We start from the raw sequence: 22,154 nt of genomic DNA on the forward strand, positions 1-22,154 counted from the left end.
TTTTATCTTTTAGAAGCTCATTACAATTTACTACATTTGGCAAATGAATTTACCAAAAAGATATAGTCTATTAGTTGTCATAGTTATTGCTGTGACACTATTTTTTGGATGCGAAAGTAATTTTAAAGAAGTTCAAAAAATTAACTTCTCAGAATTTGTTCCTGCCAGTGATGCCGATACTGTAAATATTAAATACACAGATTCTGGACGCATTACAGGGGTTTTGATCAGTCCGAAAATGCTAGATTATTCCAATCTTGATTTTCCTTTTACAGAATTCCCTAAAGGAATCGATGTTACTTTATATGATAAAAAGCAAAAGCGTACCTTTATCAGAGGTAATTATGCTGTTTCCTATAAAAACACCGGAATTATTGATTTGATCGGTAAAGTAAAGATTACTTCTGAAGAAGGACAGGTTTTAGAAACAGAACAATTGTATTTCGATCAGAAAAACGAGTGGTTTTATACAGAACGAAAGTTCAAATTGACCGATAAAAAAGGGGTTTCCTATGGTCAGGGAATAGATTTTAGTAAAGATTTTAAAGTGATTAATTCGCAGCGAATAAGCGGTGAAATTGAATCAGACGAAGAATTATAATATTATGAGTTATTTAAAATATACACAATACGTTTACATCCTTTTTGCGGTTTTCTTTACTTATGATGGTATTGTAAAACTAAATGAAAGCGATGAGAGTTATCCTTTCTATTTTGTAATTGCAGGTATGGCTGTTTTTATGTTTTTCTTTAGGAGAAGATTTCTTAATAGGCATAATGACCGTAACAAAAAACAATAAAAATGGAAATTAGTATTATAATACTCTGTTTAATACTAGCTGCCTTTTTTTCTGGGATGGAAATTGCTTTTACATCCGCCAATAAAATTTATCTCGAAATAGAAAAGAAACAAGACGATTTCTTGTCTCGAATCTTAACAAAATTAACCGAAAATCCTTCTAAGTTTATCGCTGCCATGCTTATAGGCAACAATGTAGCTTTGGTGATTTACGGTTTTTTTATGGGCGATCTGATTTTAGATTGGATGGCTTATTTTGGTTTAGTTTTTTCTGATTGGTGGAATATCCTTATCCAGACACTTCTGGCTACATTTGTAGTGCTACTGACTTCAGAATTTTTTCCGAAGGTATTTTTTCAAATATATGCCAATTCTTTAATTAAGATTTTGGCTCTTCCTGCTTATTTATTTTACCGATTGTTTTATTATATCTCGACTTTCTTTATTTGGATTGCAGATTTTGTGTTGAGTAAATTTTTTAAAACAGAAGGCAGTCAAATTCATTTGTTTAGTCGAATTGAGCTAGGAAATTACATCACAGAGCAAATGAGCACGGTTGAAGAAGATGAAGAGGTAGATTCTGAAATTCAGATTTTTCAAAATGCTTTAGAATTTTCAGCCGTTAAGGCACGCGATATTATGACGCCTCGAACAGAGATTGTCGACATAGATTTGTTTGATACTGTAGACGATCTTAGAGCCTTATTTATCGAAACAGGATATTCTAAAATTATCATAAGCCAGAATTCATTAGACGATATTGTAGGTTATGTTCATTCCTTCGATTTGTTTAAAAAACCAGCTACAATAAAATCGGTTTTAATGACCGTTGAATTTGTTCCAGAAACCATTTTGATTAAAGATGTTCTGAATTTATTGATCAAAAAACGAAAAAATGTTGCAGTAGTTTTAGATGAATATGGTGGGACTTCAGGAATTATTACAATTGAAGATATTGTAGAAGAGCTTTTTGGAGAAATTGAAGACGAGCACGATTTAGATGAAGAGTTGATCGAAGAGCAAATTGGAGAAGGCAAGTATTTGTTTTCAACACGATTAGATGTTGAGTATTTGAATGAGACCTATAAATTAATGATTCCAGAAGAAGATTCTTATGGTACCTTAGGAGGTTTTATTGTCAATCATACAAAAGAAATCCCACAAAAAGGAGATAAAATTGTAGTAGATAAGTTCCATTTTTCTATTGAAGAGGCTTCAAGTAAGAAAATAGAACTAGTCAAAATGACAATTAAAGACTGATTTTTTAAATTAATGAAAAAAAATGTTGAAAATAAAACGCTAGTTGTATTGTTATTAACTAGATAATTGTATTTTCGCAAACTGAATATAAAATTAACGATAATAAAATGGCAGTTTTAGCAAAAATTAGACAGCGTTCCGCTTTATTGATAGGAGTTATTGCACTTGCATTATTTGCATTTATAATACAAGATCTATTTACAAGAGGAACATTTGGTCAAAGTTCAAAAGATGTAGGAAGCATCGATGGAAAAGATATTTCATTTGAAGACTTTAGAGTTAAAGTTAGTAATGTTGAAAAAAGTGGGCAAGGTATAACTTCCACTGAAGCTGCAAACAGAGTTTGGGATCAAGAAGTTTCAATCGCTTTATTGTCATCTCAATTTGATAAATTAGGATTGAGAGTTGGTGAAAAACACATTTTAGAGGTTTTGAAATCAGATCCAAATATTGGTAAAAACCCAATGTTCTTAAACGCAGCAGGAATTTTTGATGTTGTTAAGTTTAAAGATTATTTTAAAACAAATCCAGAAGCTGCACAATACATCGCTGAGAAAGAGAAAGATGCTGAATTGAATGCTAAGTTTCAAATCTATAATACTTTAATTAAATCAGGACTTTACACAACTGCTAGTGAAGGAAAATTAAAGTATGAAATGGAAGCTAATAAAGTGAGTTTTGCTTATGCAGCAGCTCCTTATTCTTCTATTAAAGATAGTGAAGTAAAAATCTCTGATGATGAGATCGTAGCTTACATGAAGAAAAACGAGAAAAAATTCAAAGCTGATGCAACTCGCGAAATTCAGTACGTTTTAGTTGAAGATAAAGCTTCTAAAGAAGATGAGGCTGAAATTAAAGCTAAATTAACTGCTTTATTATCAGGAAGTGTTGTTTACAATGCAAAAACAGGTAAAAACGATACATTGCCAGGATTTAAAAGTGCTACAAACATTGCTGAATTTGTAAATGCAAATTCTGATGTGCCTTACGATTCTACTTATGTTCCTAAAAATGCATTGCCAGCAGTTGATGCTGATAAATTATTTAGCTTGCCAGCTGGAGCAATCTACGGACCATACGTTTACGGAAGATATTATGCGATCTCTAAATCTTTAGGGTTTAAAGCGGGTGTTAATGCAAAAGCAAGTCATATCTTAATTGGTTATGAAGGATCTCAAACTCCAAATCCAAAAGAAAAAAGAACTAAAGAAGAAGCTAAAGCTAAAGCAGAAGAAATTTTAGCTCAAGTTCAAGCTAATCCAGATAGTTTTATGATGTTGGCTTTTACAAGTTCTGATGATTCATCTGCACAGCAAGGTGGTGATTTAGGATATTTTGGACCAAACCAAATGGTAAAACCTTTCAATGATTTTGTATTCAGCAACGGAATTGGTAAAGTTGGTTTAGTAGAAACTCCTTTCGGATTTCACATTATCAAAATTACAGACAAACAAGACGGAATTCGTTTAGCTACAATCGCTCAAAAAATCGAGCCTTCTGAAGCTACATCTGATAAAGTATTTACATTAGCGACTAAATTCGAAATGGATGCTGCTGATAAAGATTTCAATGCTGCAGCAAAAGAATTAGGTTTAAAAGTTGCTCAGCCAGTGAATGCAAAAGCTATGGATGAAGCGTTTGAACCATTAGGAAACCAACGTAACATTGTAAGGTGGGCTTTTGATAAAGAAACTGACAAAGGAGATGTAAAACGTTTTGAAATTGCAAACATCGGACACGTTATCGCACAATATAAAGGGGAAAACAAATCTGGTTTAGTTTCTGTAGATATGGCAAGACCTTATGTTGAGCCAATCTTGAAAAACAAGAAAAAAGCAGAATTGTTAAAAGCTAAAATGCAAGGTTCTAGCATTGAAGCTATTGCTAAAGCTGCAGGTGTTGCGGTTCAACAAGCTACAGATGTAACTCTTGATAATCCTGTATTGCCAGGCGGAGTTGGACAAGAGCCAAGAGTAGTAGGTAATGCATTTGCTTTAGCAGCAAACAAAATCTCTGCTCCAATTGAAGGAAATACAGGTGTATATGTTGTTAAAAACATTAAAACTGTAAAAGCTCCTGCAATTGCTAATCATGCTGCTTATGTAGAGAAAGTAAAAGCTCAAAGTGCTAATGATGCAAGTAGAGTATTACCAGCGTTGAAAAACAATGCTAAAATTGAAGATAACAGATTACAATTTAACTACTAGTTTTATTGCGTTAAAAAGGTTAATATATATAAAAGCCCAAAACATTTTAGTTTTGGGCTTTTTTTGTTTTAGTGACTTTGCTAAAATTTTGGTTCGGTAATTAGCGTATTTTAATTTTTATAGATCTAATCAAGAGTTTATTTATTTTTAAAAAATAAGTTTTATTTCAAGATTAGATAAAAACACGAACAAGAAATTGGTAAAGGTTTTCTGTCCTTATTGAAGCAAATATTTTACTTTGTGTTAATTTTCTTAAAGTATATAGGGATTATCGAAATTTAATTTGAAAAACTTGTGATTTTCAAAATATTACAGTTTATTTGCTCGATTTTTCATTTTAACATATTTTTGGCTTTTGCTGGAAATGAAAAAAGAAAGAATCCAAAACCAAAAGCAATATCCTTAATAATTAATCATTTAATGTTTTTTACTTTTAATTTTTTTAGAAAGAAGCCGAGAGTATACACCAAAATAGAGAGTCATATTTATGGGATTATTATCGAACTTTTAAAAGTGGGCAGCACCGACATCAATGTTGATGAATTGGGTGGAAAGTATTATTTGAGTAATGAAGAGCAGCATTTTAAAGTTACTATTTTGAGTAACGACTATGTGATCAGATTGACAAATACACATGATTCTGTTGCCGAAAAATATGATAAAGTTTTTGTAGAAGATGTTTTAAGGGCAGTAAAAGAGGAGAAACACCGCCGAATGGAAGTGGTTTACGATTCTATTACAAACAGCATCGAAAAAATGGCTGAACGCTTGCACAATAGGCTTATAGAGTCTAATGAGCAAGAAAGCAAAGCTGTGCGCCGTTTGGAGACAAAGCACGTTAAAAGCACTAAAAAGGCTAATTAATGTCTTTTTTTCAAAATTGATTTTATAAAATCATTTCTTCATAAGTTAAAATCGTCTCATATCCTTTATTAAAGAAATAGTTTTTTGGATTTTCTTTAGAAACTACCATAACAAAATCGCCGCCCCAAGCTCCTAGACTTTTAATGACACCATTAAAATCAGGAAAAATAGCTTCTTTTATAGTTTGCATTTCTAAGACTTTGCTCAAATGAATTTCATGTTTCTGAACAGCAGAAGCAAAATCTTTTAATGTTTGAGCATGAAGAATCGCATTTGTAATTTTATTGTTTTCTGCAACTCGGTCTGCTAAATGATTGTTTTTATGGTTGTTGTAAGAAAAAATAGCAGATTTGCTATTTTGTTTTTTATTCAAATAAACAAAATAAATGTGCTCCTTAAAGTCTGGGTTAAATTCAACTTGCTGTACAAAATTATCTTTTATTCTGTATAAAACAGGGGTGTTGTTTTGTGCGCACGCAATATCATAACCGCTTCCGCCAAAACTATTATTTAGTAGCGTAAAAGCATTAATTTCAGTCCACTGTGCAATATTATTTATAAGAGTCGAAGAAGTTCCTAATCCCCAGTTTTTTGGAAAACTCAAATGTGTGCTTACTTTATAGCCTGTAGCGTTATCAATAAATTTTGGATTTAAGATATAAGCTTCATGCAGTATGTTGACTAAAGTCGATTTTACCGTGTCAATCTGAGAGTCTAAACCTTTTATAACTTCGTCAAATGAAATAGTCTCTTCAAACCATAAGTGTTTGTTGTAATCATAACTTTTCCATTCGATTTGTTTGTCTTCTGAATCTTCAATCACTAAATCTTGACCAAATTTTGTAGGCAACGCAAAAGCATCTGCTCCATCTAAAACCAGATATTCTCCAGCTATAAAAAGTTTTCCGTTACTATAAAAGGTTGTTGACATACTTGTTTATTATTTAAATTCTAAATCTAAATTTCAAATTCCAAATGTGAAATTCCAAATTCCAAGTAGGAAATTTGGAATTTGGAACTTTAAATATTGGAATTTTTTGACTTTGTTATTTTCTTAAGTTTTCAATAAATTCTACCACAGCGCTATGAGAAACTGCTGTTTTTTTGAAGTGTGTTTTAATTAAATGACGCTCTTCATCGGTAGCTTCAAATTGATTGATAATGTTGTTAAGGTGCATTTTCATATGGCCTTCCTGAATTCCAGTTGTGGTTAGCGAGCGTAAGGCAGCAAAATTTTGTGCTAAACCTGCAACTGCTACAATCTGCATTAATTCTGGTGCGGATGGTTTTTCTAAAATTTCTAAGCACAATTTTACTAATGGATGTAAAGAAGTTAAGCCACCAACTGTACCAACTGCAAGCGGAATTTCAAGCCAAAAAGTAAAGATTCCTTCTTTTATTTTGGCGTGAGATAAACTCGCGTATTGACCATTTCGTGCTGCATAAGCGTGAACACCAGCTTCTACGGCTCTAAAGTCGTTTCCTGTTGCTAGAATTACAGCATCGACACCATTCATAATCCCTTTGTTATGGGTAACCGCTCTAAAAGGTTCTACTTCTGCAATTTGAACGGCTTGTACAAAACGTTCAGCAAACTCTTGAGGATTGGTGATGTGCTTTTCTGCCAATTCTTCAATTGGGCAAGAAACTTCGGCTCTAACCAGGCAGTGTGGCACGTAGTTAGAAAGAATACTCATTATGACCTCTAAACTTTCACCATTTTCACATAAATCAGAATTTTGAGCTTCTTCTTTTAAAGTTGAAGCAAATTGCTCTAAGCAAGAATTGATGAAATTGGCTCCCATGCTGTCTTTGGTTTCAAAAGTAGCATGAAGCTGATAGTAGTTTTCAAGTAAACTTCTTTTGTCTTTTAGTTTAATATCTAAAATTCCTCCCCCACGCTGCTGCATGTTTTTGGTAATGCTTTGCGTTTCTGAAAAGAATTTTGGTTTTAATTGATCGAAAAATTCAGTTAATTTTTCTGCATCTCCACTATAAGTAAAATGCACCTGACCAATTTTTTCAGTATTGATAATAGTAGCTTTAAATCCGCCTCTTGTAGACCAGTATTTTGCGGCTTTTGATGCTGCTGCGACTACAGAACTCTCTTCGATTGCCATCGGAATTGTTTTGTATTTTCCGTTAATCAAAAAGTTAGGGGCAACTCCAAGTGGAATATAAAGGTTTGTAATGGTGTTTTCTATAAATTCGTCATGAAGCTGCTGAAGCTTTTCGTCTGAATTCCAGTAATTTCTTATAATATTTTGTGCCTCTTCAGGATTTGAAAAATATTCATTTGCAATCCAGTTAATTTTTTCTTTTTTGGATAATTTAGAAAATCCGGCAACAGCGTTGTTCATTCTCAATGTATTAAATAATATTGTGTGCACAAAGATACTATTTTAAGAGTTTTGATTGCAATCTATTTCAGACATGAAAGTACGCAATCGTTATTTTTTTTAACATTTAACACTTAAAATGTGTATTATGTTTATTTTTTTTACTAAAATTGGGCTCTTTTTATATTTAAAATAATTCTAATGAATACAAGCAAATTTACTGCAGTACTTTTATTCTTAACTGCGGTTGTTTTTGGACAGCAGAAAATAACTGTCGAAAATGTTTTTAGCGGTACTTTCCGGGCTAAAGGAATGGATGAACTACAATCGCTGAAAAATACAAATCAATATACTGTTTTAAATATTGACCAAGCGAGCAGAAGTATGCAGATTGATTTATACGATTTTGCTACCCTGAAAAAAGTATCCAATCTTATTGATACTAAGAACCATAAAGAACTTGCCGACGGAATTGACAGCTATACTTTTGATGCTTCTGAAAAAAAGATCTTAATTGCTTGTCATTCTTCTAAAATCTTCCGTCACTCTTTTACTGCCGATTACTACCTTTATGATATCGCAGCAAAATCTCTGATCAAACTTGTTGATTTTCAAATTCAAGAGCCAACATTCTCACCTGACGGAACAAAAATCGCTTACGCAAAAGAAAATAACTTATATGTATACGACGTAGCATCAAAAAAATCTACGGCTATTACAACTGACGGAAAGAAAAATGCTGTTATAAATGGTATTACGGACTGGGTTTATGAAGAAGAGTTTGCATTTGTTCGCGCTTTCGACTGGAGTAAAGACAGTAAAAAAGTAGCTTATATTCGTTTTGACGAAAGTCAAGTTCCTGAGTTTTCAATGTCAATCTTTCATAAAGATTTATATCCAAAAATTGAGACTTTTAAATATCCTAAAGCTGGAGAAAAAAATTCAGAAGTTTCATTACATATCTATGATGTAGCTGCAGCAGCAACTAAAAAAGTAGATTTAGGAAAATATAATGATTTTTATATTGCAAGAATGCAATGGACAAATGATGCAAATGTACTTTGTGCACAGGTTTTAAACCGTCATCAAGATAATTTAGACTTATTGTTTGTTGATGGAAACACAGCTGCTTCAAAAGTAGTTTTGAATGAAAAAGATAAAGCGTATGTAGATATCAATGATAATTTGACGTTCTTAAAAGATAACAGTTTTATCTGGACAAGCGAAAAAGACGGTTTCAATCATATTTATGTATATGATAAAAACGGAAAGCTTAAAAATCAAGTTACAAAAGGAAACTGGGAAGTAGTTTCATACTACGGTTTCGACGAAAAAACAAAAACTATTTTCTACCAATCTACAGAAAATGGTTCTATCAATAGAGATCTTTACAGAATTGGTTTAGATGGAAAAAATAAAGTTCGTTTATCTTCAAAAACTGGAACAAATAAAGCGACATTCAGTCCAAATTTCCAATACTTTATCAATACGTATTCTAGCGCTACACAGCCAACGGTTTATACTTTAAATGATGCAAAAGCTGGAAAAGAAATTCAGGTTATCGAAAACAATCAGGATCTTGCTGATAAATTGAAAGCGTATAACCTTCCTTCAAAAGAATTTATTGTTTTAAAAACAGCAAAAGGAAATGAATTGAATGCTTGGATTTTAAAACCAAAAGATTTTGATCCTTCAAAAAAATATCCTGTTTTCATGTTCCAATATTCTGGTTCAGGATCTCAGCAGGTAGCAAATCAATGGAATAATTCTAATGATTACTGGTTTCTTTCATTAACGCAGCAAGGTTATATCGTAGCTTGTGTTGACGGAAGAGGTACTGGTTACAAAGGAGCTGATTTCAAAAAAGTGACTCAAAAAGAATTAGGGAAATATGAGGTTGAGGACCAGATAGATGCTGCAAAAGTAATTGGCGCTTATTCTTATGTTGATGCTTCAAGAATTGGAATCTTCGGATGGAGCTACGGTGGATTTATGGCTTCTAACTGTATTTTCCAAGGAAATGATGTGTTTAAAATGGCAATTGCTGTTGCGCCAGTTACCAACTGGAGATTTTACGACAGCGTTTATACAGAAAGATACATGCAGACTCCACAAGAGAATGCAAGCGGATACGATCAAAACTCTCCAATCAATCATGTTAGTAAGTTGAAAGGAAAGTTCTTGTTGATTCATGGTTCTGGAGATGACAATGTTCATGTTCAAAACTCGATGCAGATGATGGAAGCTTTAATTCAAGCTAATAAACAGTTTGATTCTCAAATTTATCCAGATAAAGACCACGGTATTTATGGCGGAAATACTAGAGTTCAGCTTTACACAAAAATGACCAATTTCATCAAAGAAAATCTATAATTTTAAATCATAACCTAATTAAATAATGAATAATATGGGAGAAACACAAGTAAAAACCGCGCATCCAAAAGGGCTTTGGGTATTGTTTGGAACGGAGATGTGGGAGCGATTCAATTTTTATGGAATGCGAGCTTTATTAACTTTATTCCTTGTGAATTCATTATTAATGAAGGAAGAAGAAGCTTCTTTAATTTACGGAGGTTTCCTTGGACTTTGTTATTTGACTCCAATGTTAGGAGGTTTTGTTGCTGACCGCTATTTAGGAAACAGAAATTGTATCTTATTAGGAGGGTTATTAATGGCAATAGGACAAATGCTTTTGTTCACCAGCGGAAGTATTTTTGAGTCTAATTTAGACTTGGCAAAAATCGTTATGTACTCTGCATTGGGTGTGATTGTTTTTGGTAACGGATTCTTTAAGCCAAACATTTCTAGTATGGTTGGAAGTTTGTATCCAAAACAAGAAAAAACAAAATTAGATAGTGCTTTTACTATTTTCTATATGGGAATTAACATCGGAGCATTCTTAGGCCAGTCTATCTGTCCTTTGTTGGGAGATGTTAAAGATGCTGGCGGAATTAGAGATATTCATGCTTTTAGATGGGGATTCATGGCGGCTTCTGTTGCTATGTTGTTAGGAACAATCCTTTTTTACTTCTTAAAAAATAAATATGTAGTTTCTCCAGAAGGAAAACCATTAGGAGGGCTTCCTTCTAAAAATGATGCTTCAGATTTTGAAGAAGGAGAAGCTCAGAAAGCAAACTTTTCAAATAAAGCGCTTGCTATGGCAGGAGTAGCATTTATTGCTTTAGGAATCTTTTTTCATTATGTTGTAGGTCAGAATTTGATCTATACTTTGATTTACTCAAGTGGTTTGGCTTTGGCAGGATTAATTATATCTGATACGTCTTTAACTAAAATTGAAAGAGATAGAATTATTGTAATTTACATCGTGTCGTTCTTTATTATCTTTTTCTGGGCGGCATTTGAGCAGGCAGGTTCATCTTTAACTTTTATTGCAGATAACCAAACAGACAGACATTTCTTTGGTTGGGCAATGCCACCATCTATGGTTCAAATTTTTAACGGAATGTTTGTAGTGTTTTTAGCGGTTCCTTTCAGTATTCTTTGGGATACTTTGAGAGCTAAAGGGAAAGAGCCGATTTCTCCAGTAAAACTGGCTGCAGGTTTAGTGATCATTTCGATCAGTTTCTTTATGATTGCTACTCAGGTATCTTATATCGGAACTTCTGGCTTATTGCTAGTTAAATGGTTAATCTTATTGTATTTCTTAAATACATGTGCAGAGTTATGTTTGTCTCCAATTGGTTTGTCATTGGTTGGTAAATTATCTCCAAAACGTTTTGCATCATTATTATACGGAGTATTCTTCTTGTCTAATGCATCAGGTTACGCTTTAGGAGGAACTTTAGGTTCTATCTTGCCAGCAACTGGAGATAAATTTGCAAAAGCAAAAGAATTAGGAATCGATCTTCAGGCAGTTTTAGATAAAAAAGTAACGCTTTCAGCAGACCAGTTGGCTTTGTTGGATCATCATCAAATTAGTGCGCAAAACCCAATTTTTGCAGGATTTGAAATCCATAACTTATATGAATTCTTTATGGTATTTGTTGTCCTAACTGGTATTGCTGCAATTTTATTATTTGCTTTAACACCACTATTGAAAAAATTAATGCACGGTGTTAGATAAAAAATGGAAAACAATATTACTTTAGAAGAAATTCAAAATTTTAAAGGCAAGTACCCAAAACAATTGTGGTACTTGTTTTTGGTTGAAATGTGGGAGCGTTTTTGTTTCTACGGAATGAGAGGGGTTTTAGCTTTTTTTATGGTAGACCAATTAGGTCTAATAGAAGGAAAAGCAAATTTGCAATATGGAGCAATTCAGGCTTTTGTATATGCATTTACTTTTATCGGTGGAATTTTTGCTGATAAAATACTAGGTTTTAAGAAATCGCTTCTTTTTGGAGGAATTGTCATGATTTTGGGGAACTTGCTTATTGCGGCTTCTCCGCATGATTTCTTTTACTACGGAATAACACTTTCTATTATTGGAACAGGTTTTTTTAAACCGAACGTATCTTCAATGGTAGGAGAGCTGTATCACGAAAGTGACGGTCGTCGAGATGCTGGTTACGGATTGTTTTATGCAGGAATTAATATTGGAGGTATGCTTGGTGGTGCAATTCCTATTTATTTAGGAAAGAACTATTCTTGGAGTCTTTGCTTTCTTTCTGCGGCAATTGTGATGATAATTGGAGTTATTACTTTTCTTTTAACGAAAAAGCATCTAGCGCCAATTGGAAATTCTCCGTTAGAAAATCATGCGCCTAAAAAACGTAATCTTTATGAAACTGCAGTTTATGTAGGTTCTTTTGTTGTAATTCCATTAGTTTATATAATGGTTATTAATTCTGATTTTACAGAGTACTTTATGTATACTATGGGAGTAGTGGCATTAGGATATTTTGCATATGAATTGATAATGTTAAAAGATGGAAAACAGCAGAGAAAACTTCTAGCTGCATTTGTATTCATTTTTGGATACTTTATGTTTATGGCCATTTCAGAACAATCTGGAGGTTCATTGTCTTTGTTTGCAAAAGACAATTTATCGAACAAGTTGTTGTTTTTTCATATTGATCCAAATGTGGTAAATAATAGTATCAACTCCTTGTATGTTGTTATTTTTAGTCCATTGGTAGGTTTGTTGTGGATATTAATGGCTAAACGAAAAATTGAACCTAATACTGTTATTAAGTTTGGTTTGTCATTTATTCTTCTTGCGGCAGGTTTCTTTATCTTTTACTCTGCTAGATTTTTTGTAGATGCAGATGGATTAAGTTCTCTTGATGTTTTTGCTTTAGGATATCTTGTTTATACGCTTGGAGAGTTGTGTATTGGTCTAATCGGAATGTCGGTAATTACCAAATTATCTCCTAAACGATTGTTTGGAATGATGATGGGATTATGGTTCTTGTCTAGTGCATTTGGTCAGTTTGCTGCCGGGAAATTGGGAGCTGAAATATCTGATGCAAACACTGGAACTACATTAATGTCTAAACTTATTGCTTATACAGACGGATATTATCAATTAGCATTATATTCTTTAATTGCGGGAGTTGTTTTAATTGTTGCTACCCCGCTAATCAGAAGGTTAATGCAGGAAGTTAAATAATTATATTGTAATAACTTTTTGCATAAATTTGCATAAAATTCCTCGTTATGAAAAAAATACTACTCATCGCTTTGTTTTTAATTGGTGCGGCAAATATTCAGGCACAAGAATTAAAATGGTATACAGATGTTAGAGAAGCCATTACTATAAGTAACAAAGAACAAAAGCCTATGCTAATGTTTTTTACTGGCAGTGATTGGTGTGGTTGGTGTATTCGTTTGCAAAATGAAGTTTTAAAAACTGCTGAATTTAAAAAGTGGGCGACTGATAATGTAGTTCTAGTAGAATTAGATTATCCTAGAGCTGTTGCACAAACGCCAGAGCTTAAAAGTCAAAACAATGAATTGCAGCAAGCTTTCGGTATTCAAGGGTTTCCAACTGTTTTCTTTACAAGTGCAGAAACAAAAGACGGAAGAGTTAATTTTAAAGGTCTTGGTAAAACAGGATATGTTGCTGGACTGACGATCTGCTTGGTTAAATGTTGCAGAAGGAATAGTGCATCCGAAGAAATTGTAAATTTAGATTAAAAAAATATCAAAAGGTCTCTTACGCTGTAAGGGAACTTTTTTGTTTAGTAGGAAAAACTCTTTACAAAACAATAGTAAATTGAGTATTATTTATTTTATCACGTTTAAAAAAACATATAATGTATTTTTTGTGCTAATAAAATTTGGATAACTAAAATATAATGTTAATTTCGTCTTGCTAATCTAACCAAAACCAATTTATATGACTAAAAAATTACTTATCCTACTATTTTTTTTAGGTTCATTTATGGCGCAAGCACAAAACTTAGCATGGAGAACAAACATGACAGATGCTATTGCTATAAGTAATGACCAGAAAAAACCAATGCTGATTTTATTCACTGCCTCAGGTGTACCAGAAAATCTTCAAAATGAAATCTTTAAAACGCCCGATTTTGCGGTATGGTCACGTGATAACGTGGTCTTAGTAAAATTAGATTTATCTGATATGAATGCTTCAGATAGCGATCGTGAACAAAATGTGAAATTAAAAAATGCATTTGGAGTTCAAGATCTTCCAGAAGTATGCTTTGCAATGGCGTCGGTAAGAAAAAACAAGACTACATTTAGTGCCTTAGGAAAAATAGCCTATAAACCTGGAGGAGCGAAAGCTTGGATTGCAGAATCAAATGCAATTTTACATCCAGCAGAATAGTAAACGATTTCATTCGACTTTTATTTTAATTTTTTTTAGTCCCCTTTCTGTTTTACAGAAGGGGATTTTATTATTAAAAAGATCAATCAATATTTAACGTTTTTTATTAGTGTTTATTTCACATTTATTAAAAAATAAGCAATTTATTGTCAATTTGATTTTAATGCTTAGAAGTTGGTTTTTAATCTCTTAAATTCTTTATTGGATTCTATTTTTATACTATTTTAGTTTTATTAACATAACCCAAACTAAAATTTATATGCCGAAAAAATTACTTATCCTATTATTTTTTTTAAGTCCATTTTATATGAATTCTCAAAATATAATATGGAAAACAGACATCAATGATGCTGTAACTGCAAGCGCAGAAAAAAGAAAACCGTTACTCATTTTTTTTACTAGTCAAAACGTGAGTCCTCAATTGCAAAATGAAATTTTTGCCACTCGTGATTTTGAAGAATGGTCGCGTAAAAATGTTATTTTGGTCAAGCTTGATCTTTCCGATCCGTCTATTTCTGATGCAAGTAAAGAGCAAAATTTACGATTGAAAAATGCTTTTGGTATCGAAGAGATTCCGCAAGTGTGTTTTTCTGAAGTTACTAGTAGAAAAGGAAAGACCAATTTTAATAAACTAGGGCTTATTGGCTATACAGCTTCTGGCGTTAAATCATGGATTTCTGAATCGGATTTGATTTTAAATCCAGAATAAAATTACAATCTATAATATCCCTTTTCTTTTGTTGAATGAAAAGGGATATTTTTTTTAATACAACTATTTTTCCAATTTTTCTGAATCGAATTAGAGTTCAATCCATCAGCAATAACAATTTTAGGGTGAATATTTTGCAGCAATCGATCTAGATTTATTTTTGAGGTCTGGGTAAGAATTAGGATATCTGGATTCAATTTTTCTGGTAAAGCTTTAGTACTGTCAATGATTAGAATTTTGGTGTTTTTAAAATACAGCACATTTTTGATCTCTTTAATTCTAGAAAAAGCAATTGAATTCCCTACGAGATACGAATTGATGTTTCGGTTGTTTTCAATAACAGTATCTCTAGTAAAAAACACAAGATTTCTTCCTGAGCGTTCAGAAATGAGTGTATTGTTTCTTTCGTTATAAACAATCAATTCTTCTTCTTTTTCTGTTTCTATTTTGGTTAAAATAAAGGCAAGCTGGATTGCAATAATTGAAATTAATGCATATAGCAATTTGCTGAAACTTGGTTTTTTAATCCAGACAATCGTGCTGATTATAAATAAAGAAAATGCCCATAAATGAAATAAATTAAAGCTAATGTCTCGGATAACAAACGAATCTATAGAAGCAACAGCATGAATCATGAGATTTAGCAGATAAATGCTTTTCTCAAAAATCATGGTGATGAATAAAGGCGGACTAGTGAAAATAGCGATAATCATAACCACAATTCCAGCAATCATGATAAAGGATAAAATAGGGAGTATAATAATGTTCGTGACAAAAAATAATCCTGGAAATTGATGAAAATAGTAAAGACATAAAGGCAATGTGCCAATTTGAGCGGCGAACGAAACGGTTAAAGCTTCCCAAATGTAAACTGTTATTTTGTTCTTCGGTTTATAAATATTCTTTAAAAGAGGCTGTAGCCAAAGAATGAAAAAAAGTGCAATGTAACTTAATTGAAAGCCAACATCAAATAAGAAATAAGGCTCAAAAAGTAATATTAGCAAAATTGAAACGAGTAAAGTATGGTAGATGTTGCCAGTTCGGCGCAAATGATTTCCAATTGCAAGAAAAGAGAACATGACTACAGATCGCAAAACGGAAGGCGATAAACCAGAAATAATAGCAAAACCAGCTAAGGAAATTAGAATGCAAGCCAGTTTAAAAAATGAACCTTTTTTTGTGTTTGGAATTGGTTTGAGTATAAAAGTGATAAAAAGCATTATAAAGCCTACATGAAGCCCAGAAACAGATAAAACGTGTGTAGCGCCAGAGTATTGATAATCTTGGATGATATCTTGTGAGATGTCCTGCTGCTGGCCCAAAATGAGCGCCAGAGCAACATTCATTTCAGATTTGTTGAATTTTGACTTTTCAAAATTAAAAATTATTCGCGAATGTAATTTGGCACAATAATACCAAATGTCTTTTTGAATGTTTTTGTTCACCAAAATTTCTTTTTTAGAACAATAAATCTGAGCATAAATTTGTTTGTCTGCCAAGTATCTACTGTAATCAAATTGATTTGGATTTTTACTGGGTTTATTTCGCTGTAAAAGCGTTTTGATTTTAATGCTGTTTCCTGTAATTAGAGGATTGCGGCTACTATCTTTTTGAACGTTTACAATTATTTTTCCAGAATAAACTTTTCCTGAAATGGTTTTGATATGCCCAATGTAACGATCACTGAAATCATTGCTTTTTAATTTTTCTCTCAAGATTAAAGTAAGAGATTGTTTTGTTTCAAATGCTGCTTTGCAATGCCTGTAATTGTTCTTTTGAAGACTTTCGGTATGGCTAATAAGGGTAAAAGAACCCAAGAAAAAAGAGAGCAAGTAAACTGAAATCCCGAAAAGAATTGTTTTCTTATTGTTTTTTAAATTCCAGAAAAAGGTAATGACAAATAGGGAAATACAAATTATTAGTAAATAATGAATTGCCGCAATAGGTAAGTGTAAATAATAAGCTGTGATGACACCTATTATAAAAGCGATTGTAATTTTTATTAACGGAAAATCTAATACTTTCATGGTTTAAAAGTATTAAATATTTGTAAGAAAAATAATAAAAAAACATCTTTTTATGGAAGAATCCTATTTACCTGCTCAAAGGAGTTTTTATAATAGGTTTCTTTGGTGGAGGAAATAATCACACCTTTTGAAGTAGAAGAGTGAACAAATTTTATTTCATCAGAATTGACCTCTGTAATTAGTCCGACGTGATTGATTTGTCTGCTTTTGTTGGTTTTAAAGAAAATTAAATCTCCCTTTTTGGCGTCATTTAACGGAACAACTTTTCCAATTTTTGCTTGATCGAAAGAACTTCTCGGAAGTTGGATGTTTTCACTTTCAAAAGTGGTGTAAACCAATCCAGAACAATCAAAACCGCTTTTTGTAGTTCCACCTGCTTTATAGCGAACGCCAATATTATCAGTAGCTTTTTCAATTAAATTATTAACCAAAGCCCTGTTTTCTTTTTTTGATTCGCTTTTTGTGCTGTTTTTTGATATCGCTGTCGAAGTCGATCTACAAGAAGTAACGGCAATTGCTAAAAGCAGAAAAATTACAATTCGTTTCAAATCAATTAATTATTTTGTTTTAAATCGGCAACAATGAGTTTTGCTGTGTTTTTACTCGCGCCAACTCCGCCTAATTTTTGTTCTAATATATCGTAATTTTGCAGCACTTTATTGCGATGGCCAGGCTCTAATAATTTTTGAAGTTCTTCTTTGATTCGTTTTTTATTACAATCTGCTTGAATCAACTCGGTTACAACTTCTTGATCCATAATTAAATTGACAAGAGAAATATATTTTAATGTAATAATACGTTTTGCAATTTGGTACGATACTTCACTTCCTTTATAGCAAACTACTTCAGGAACTTTAAAAAGAGCTGTTTCAAGAGTCGCGGTTCCAGAAGTTACCAGAGCAGCGGTAGAAGAACGAAGTAAATCGTACGTTTTGTTGGAAACAAAGGCGATGTTCTTATTTTTTAGAAACTGCTGATAAAATTCGTATTCCTGACTTGGAGCACCCGCGATAACAAATTCGTAATCCTGAAAATCATCCACAACGCTCAACATTACGCTCAACATTTTGGTAATTTCCTGTTTACGGCTTCCTGGTAGAACGGCAATAATGGGCTTTTCGCCTAAATTATTTTCTTTTCTAAATAACGCTTCATCAAAAGCTGGCTGATTCTGGATGGCATCAATTAGCGGATGGCCAACAAAATCTACAGGAAAATGATGTTTGTCTTCGTAGAAACTTTTCTCGAAAGGCAAAATAACATACATTTTATCAACGTCTTGTTTGATGGCTTTAATTCGGTTTTCTTTCCAAGCCCAAATTTGAGGAGAAATATAGTAATGCGTTTTATAGCCTAATTCTTTTGCCCATTTTGCAATTCGCATATTAAAACCAGGATAATCAATAAAAATAATCACATCTGGTTTGAACTCCAAGATGTCTTTTTTACAGATTTTAATATTGTTTAAAATGGTTTTTAAATTGAAAACCACTTCAATAAAGCCCATAAAAGCTAGGTCGCGATAGTGTTTTACTAGAGTTCCGCCTGCTTTTTGCATTAAGTCTCCACCCCAAAATCTAATTTCTGCTTCTGGATCTTCGGTATATAAGGCCTTCATTAAATTTGAACCATGTAAATCTCCAGAGGCTTCTCCTGCAATTATGTAATACTTCATGTTGGTTTTTTTGTAAATGTGCTAAAGTTGTAACCATTTAAGGGAACTTAGCAAAGATAAGATTTAAATAACTAATGTAGAAATTGCCAGTACAATCACGGCTAAAATTACGCCGCGCGCCATAAATTCTTTATTTCTTTTTAACAGAATGCCAAAAACGGCAAGGTCTAAAAGTGTACCTATAGTAATTATTTTTCCGAGATATCCGTATTCTCGAATCATTTGAAATCCCTGCGAAATATCAAATGTGGTAAAAAAAGTGATGAATAGATAACTTCCTAAAAGAGCTGTAAAAATTCCGATTAAAAATCCGATCAGTATTTCTTTAGTCATTTAATTTCCAAGTATTAAGTTGTTGAATAGAGTGGTGAGCGGTCAAGTCAAATTGTACCGGAACTACTGAAATGTATCCGTTTGCCAAAGCCCATTCGTCTGTATCTTCGCCTTTATCTTCGTTTACAAATTTTCCGGCAAGCCAGTAATAATCTTTTCCAAAAGGAGTTTGTCTTTTATCAAATTTTTGCGCGTAGTAAGCTTTCGCTTGACGGCAAACTTTAATTCCTTTAATTTCAGATTCCTTTAGTTTTGGAAAATTCACATTTAAAACGACTCCTGGCGGAAGTTTATTGGCAAGGGTTTCTAAAGTGATTTTTTTTACGAAAGATTTTATAGGTTCAAAATCGGCATTCCAATCAAAATCTAAAAGAGAAAATCCTATGGCTTGAATGCCTTCTATTCCAGCTTCAACCGCGGCGCTCATGGTGCCAGAATAAATGACATTAATAGAAGAATTCGATCCGTGATTTATTCCCGAAACGCACAAATCGGGTTTCAGTTTTAAGATTTCGTTTACTGCCAATTTTACACAATCGACAGGCGTGCCAGAGCAGCTGTACTCTGCAATTGTGTCATTGTCTTTGGAGATTTTATCAATAAATAAAGTATTATTGATGGTGATTGCGTGCCCCATTGCACTTTGTGGTTTGTCTGGTGCAACAACAATGACATCGCCTATTGTTTCCATAACGCTAATAAGGGCTCTAATTCCGGGAGCCAAAATACCATCATCGTTAGTTACTAATATAAGTGGTTTCTCAGCTTTCATTTAATAAATATTATGTGTAGTTTTAACAATTGTAAGATTTTAAGAACAAAATTAATCACAATTATTTGCGAGAACTCACAAATACTGTAAAATTTGTCAACTAAGGTAAAGAACTTTTTTGCGAATTAAACATTTTTATATCTTTAACAAAAAATTATCGAAGCGTTAGCTCTCGTGGCATAGTTTTTAACGTAACTTAGATAAAAAAATTGATGAATGCTATTATAAAGTTTATGAAAAGAAATTATAAGATACTCATAGCCGTATTGTGCTTATCGCTTACATTATTTGCATTTAAGATGAATGCCGATAGGACAATCGACCCAGATCCAAACAAAGACAAGACACTTTTAGAATTATTAGCATTTGTTATTGAAAAAGGACATTACAGCCCAGCAGAAATAAATGATGAATTTTCTAAAGGTATTTTCAAGGATTACATTGATGCTCTAGACCCTTCAAAAAGATTTTTCCTTCAGTCTGATATTGACGAATTCAAACAGTATGAATTAATGCTGGATGATCAGTTTTTGAATAAAGATATTACGTTTTTCAACCTTACTTATACAAGGTTAATGAAACGTATGGAGGAAAGTAAAAAACGTTATAAAACAATTTTAGCTCAACCATTTAACTATAATGTAGATGAGACTTTTGATGCGGATTATGAGAAGATTCCGTATGCAAAAAACTTAGCAGAGATTAATGAAAGATGGAGAAAACAGATTAAATTATCGACTCTTTCTTCTTTGGTTACAAAACAAAAAATTGAAGATGAAAAGAAGAAAAAAGATCCAGCTTACAAAGAGAAATCTTTTGAAACTTTAGAGAAAGAAACTCGTGAGAGCTCATTAAAATCTCTAGATGATAATTTTAGCGTGATTAAAGATTTGAATAGAGACTACTGGTTTTCTGTTTATTTGAACTCTATCATGGCTCGTTTTGATCCGCATACAAGCTATTTTGCACCAGAAGAAAAAGATCGTTTTGATGTAAACATTAGCGGTAAATTGGAAGGTATTGGAGCGCGTTTGACTAAGAAAAATGATTTTACTCAAATTGATGAGTTAATTTCTGGAGGTTCAGCTTGGAAAGGAAAACAATTAGAAGCAGGAGATTTAATCTTGAAAGTTGCTCAAGGAAATGAAGAGCCTGTAGATGTTGTTGGAATGCGTTTGGATGATGTTGTAAAGAAAATTAAAGGTCATAAAGGAACTGAAGTAAAATTGACTGTTAAGAAAGTTGATGGTTCTATTAAAGTGATTTCTATTATTCGTGATGTTGTGGAAATTGAAGAAACGTACGCTAAGTCTAGTATTGTGGAGAAAAATGGTTTAAAATATGGAGTGATCTATCTTCCTAAATTTTATATCGATTTTGAAAACAAAGACGGACGTGATGCAGGAAAAGATATTGCTCGTGAAGTAGAGAGATTGAAAAAAGAAAACATCAACGGTATTGTTTTAGACGTTCGTGATGATGGTGGAGGATCTCTTTCCACAGTGGTTGATATTGCTGGTTTATTTATCGAAGAATGACCAATCGTTCAGGTAAAATCTGCTGGTAAAAAGAAAGAAGTTTTATATGATAAAGACAAAAAAATTGAGTGGGATGGCCCATTAGTTATCATGGTAAACAGTTTTTCTGCTTCGGCTTCTGAGATCTTGGCGGCTGCAATTCAGGATTATAAACGTGGTGTTATTATCGGAAGTAAACAAACTTACGGTAAAGGAACTGTACAAAACGTATTAGATTTAAATCAGTTTGTGCGTAATGCAAACTATGGAGATCTTGGAGCATTGAAAATTACAGGACAGAAGTTTTATAGAATTAATGGTGGTTCTACTCAATTAGAAGGTGTTCATAGTGATGTGGTAATGCCAGATCGTTACGCTTACTTAAAAATGGGAGAGAGAGACATTGATAATGCAATGCCTTGGGATAAAATTGATCCAGCCGATTACAGCACTTGGACTTCTAATGAGAATTTCAATAAAGCAATTATGAATAGTAAAAACAGAATTGCTCAAAATGCTCAATTTAAGTTAATTGATGATAATGCGAAATGGATCGATGTTAAGAATAAAGAAAACGTATATAGCTTGAACATTAAGAGTTTTAAAGAAACTCAAGAACAAGTTGAAAACGAAGGAAAAAAATACAAACCAATTTCTGATTACAAAAACGATTTGATTTTTAAATCATTACCGTATGAAGAAGATGAAATGAAAGCTGATGCTTCTTTAAAAGAAAAAAGAGATGCATGGCACCAAGCTTTATCTAAAGATGTTTATGTAGAAGAGGCGTTAAACGTATTAGATGATTTACAATCAAAAAGTTTGGTAAAAGCTACAGTTAATCCTAAAATGAAGAAGGACAAACTAGTGAAGTCTTAAGTTCGAGAAGAATTTAATT

The 22,154-nt window shown here is 32.6% G+C and carries 17 protein-coding genes and 2 pseudogenes; 12 read left to right on the forward strand and 7 right to left on the reverse strand.

Annotation, left to right across the window (positions count from 1 at the left end; all coding sequences use genetic code 11):
- Positions 1-43: 43 nt before the first annotated feature.
- The 5 genes from lptC to ACPWTF_RS14965 all read left to right on the forward strand — a co-directional run bounded on the left by lptC (position 44) and on the right by ACPWTF_RS14965 (position 5,130).
- The gene (lptC, locus tag ACPWTF_RS14945) at positions 44-601 is read left to right on the forward strand and encodes an LPS export ABC transporter periplasmic protein LptC (protein WP_427871864.1); all 558 of its coding nucleotides are present in this window, start codon (positions 44-46) and stop codon (positions 599-601) included.
- A gap of 4 nt (positions 602-605) precedes the next feature.
- Complete coding sequence (locus ACPWTF_RS14950; RefSeq protein WP_427871866.1) at positions 606-800, forward strand: hypothetical protein; 195 nt, start codon at positions 606-608, stop codon at positions 798-800.
- 2 nt (positions 801-802) lie between these two features.
- Positions 803-2,059: a hemolysin family protein gene (locus ACPWTF_RS14955; RefSeq protein WP_427871867.1), complete on the forward strand. Its 1,257-nt coding sequence runs from the start codon at positions 803-805 to the stop codon at positions 2,057-2,059.
- A 107-nt stretch (positions 2,060-2,166) separates the two neighbouring features.
- Positions 2,167-4,266 carry a peptidylprolyl isomerase gene (locus tag ACPWTF_RS14960; protein ID WP_427871869.1) on the forward strand — a complete coding sequence of 700 codons (2,100 nt, stop codon included), beginning with the start codon at positions 2,167-2,169 and terminating at the stop codon, positions 4,264-4,266.
- A 420-nt stretch (positions 4,267-4,686) separates the two neighbouring features.
- Positions 4,687-5,130 carry a hypothetical protein gene (locus ACPWTF_RS14965; RefSeq protein WP_095928139.1) on the forward strand — a complete coding sequence of 148 codons (444 nt, stop codon included), beginning with the start codon at positions 4,687-4,689 and terminating at the stop codon, positions 5,128-5,130.
- A gap of 22 nt (positions 5,131-5,152) precedes the next feature.
- On the opposite strand, the gene ACPWTF_RS14970 is transcribed toward ACPWTF_RS14965, so the two are convergent.
- Both ACPWTF_RS14970 and ACPWTF_RS14975 read right to left on the reverse strand, forming a co-directional pair.
- A complete protein-coding gene (locus ACPWTF_RS14970) occupies positions 5,153-6,061 on the reverse strand; it encodes a GYDIA family GHMP kinase (protein WP_427871871.1) in 909 nt (302 codons plus the stop codon).
- Positions 6,062-6,176: 115 nt separating this feature from the next.
- Positions 6,177-7,490: a hydroxymethylglutaryl-CoA reductase, degradative gene (locus tag ACPWTF_RS14975; protein WP_427875760.1), complete on the reverse strand. Its 1,314-nt coding sequence runs from the start codon at positions 7,488-7,490 to the stop codon at positions 6,177-6,179.
- A gap of 180 nt (positions 7,491-7,670) precedes the next feature.
- Between ACPWTF_RS14975 and ACPWTF_RS14980 the strand changes: the two genes are divergently transcribed.
- The 6 genes and pseudogenes from ACPWTF_RS14980 (at position 7,671) to ACPWTF_RS15005 (ending at position 14,932) form a co-directional block, all read left to right on the forward strand.
- Entirely contained in the window at positions 7,671-9,842 is a 2,172-nt protein-coding gene (locus ACPWTF_RS14980) for a S9 family peptidase (protein WP_427871872.1), read from the forward strand.
- A 34-nt stretch (positions 9,843-9,876) separates the two neighbouring features.
- Positions 9,877-11,553, forward strand: a complete 1,677-nt coding sequence (locus ACPWTF_RS14985; RefSeq protein WP_427871874.1) for a peptide MFS transporter — start codon at positions 9,877-9,879, stop codon at positions 11,551-11,553.
- 3 nt (positions 11,554-11,556) lie between these two features.
- Complete coding sequence (locus tag ACPWTF_RS14990) at positions 11,557-13,041, forward strand: peptide MFS transporter (protein WP_427871876.1); 1,485 nt, start codon at positions 11,557-11,559, stop codon at positions 13,039-13,041.
- A gap of 47 nt (positions 13,042-13,088) precedes the next feature.
- A pseudogene (locus ACPWTF_RS14995) lies at positions 13,089-13,557 on the forward strand (thioredoxin family protein).
- A 213-nt stretch (positions 13,558-13,770) separates the two neighbouring features.
- Positions 13,771-14,223, forward strand: coding sequence for a thioredoxin family protein (locus ACPWTF_RS15000; protein ID WP_248729183.1), 453 nt, complete (start codon positions 13,771-13,773; stop codon positions 14,221-14,223).
- Between the two features lie 259 nt (positions 14,224-14,482).
- Positions 14,483-14,932 (forward strand): thioredoxin family protein, encoded by a 450-nt coding sequence (locus ACPWTF_RS15005; protein WP_427871877.1) that lies wholly within the window; start codon positions 14,483-14,485, stop codon positions 14,930-14,932.
- 2 nt (positions 14,933-14,934) lie between these two features.
- On the opposite strand, the gene ACPWTF_RS15010 is transcribed toward ACPWTF_RS15005, so the two are convergent.
- From ACPWTF_RS15010 to surE, 5 genes are all read right to left on the reverse strand, one after another.
- Entirely contained in the window at positions 14,935-16,959 is a 2,025-nt protein-coding gene (locus ACPWTF_RS15010) for a ComEC/Rec2 family competence protein (RefSeq protein WP_427871878.1), read from the reverse strand.
- 50 nt (positions 16,960-17,009) lie between these two features.
- Positions 17,010-17,507: a C40 family peptidase gene (locus ACPWTF_RS15015; protein WP_427871880.1), complete on the reverse strand. Its 498-nt coding sequence runs from the start codon at positions 17,505-17,507 to the stop codon at positions 17,010-17,012.
- Positions 17,508-17,512: 5 nt separating this feature from the next.
- The gene (lpxB, locus tag ACPWTF_RS15020) at positions 17,513-18,634 is read right to left on the reverse strand and encodes a lipid-A-disaccharide synthase (protein WP_427871882.1); all 1,122 of its coding nucleotides are present in this window, start codon (positions 18,632-18,634) and stop codon (positions 17,513-17,515) included.
- A gap of 63 nt (positions 18,635-18,697) precedes the next feature.
- Positions 18,698-18,967, reverse strand: a complete 270-nt coding sequence (locus ACPWTF_RS15025; RefSeq protein ID WP_095928127.1) for a hypothetical protein — start codon at positions 18,965-18,967, stop codon at positions 18,698-18,700.
- On the reverse strand, positions 18,960-19,739 hold the full coding sequence (gene surE, locus ACPWTF_RS15030) for a 5'/3'-nucleotidase SurE (protein WP_427871883.1): 780 nt from the start codon (positions 19,737-19,739) through the stop codon (positions 18,960-18,962). The genes ACPWTF_RS15025 and surE overlap by 8 nt, the downstream gene beginning before the upstream one ends.
- Positions 19,740-19,951: 212 nt before the next feature.
- Here surE and ACPWTF_RS15035 point away from each other — a divergent pair.
- Positions 19,952-22,135 (forward strand): annotated as a pseudogene (locus tag ACPWTF_RS15035) (carboxy terminal-processing peptidase).
- Positions 22,136-22,154: the final 19 nt, after the last annotated feature.

This window comes from Flavobacterium sp. MMS24-S5 (assembly GCF_050320125.1).
GTDB lineage: Bacteria > Bacteroidota > Bacteroidia > Flavobacteriales > Flavobacteriaceae > Flavobacterium > Flavobacterium tyrosinilyticum.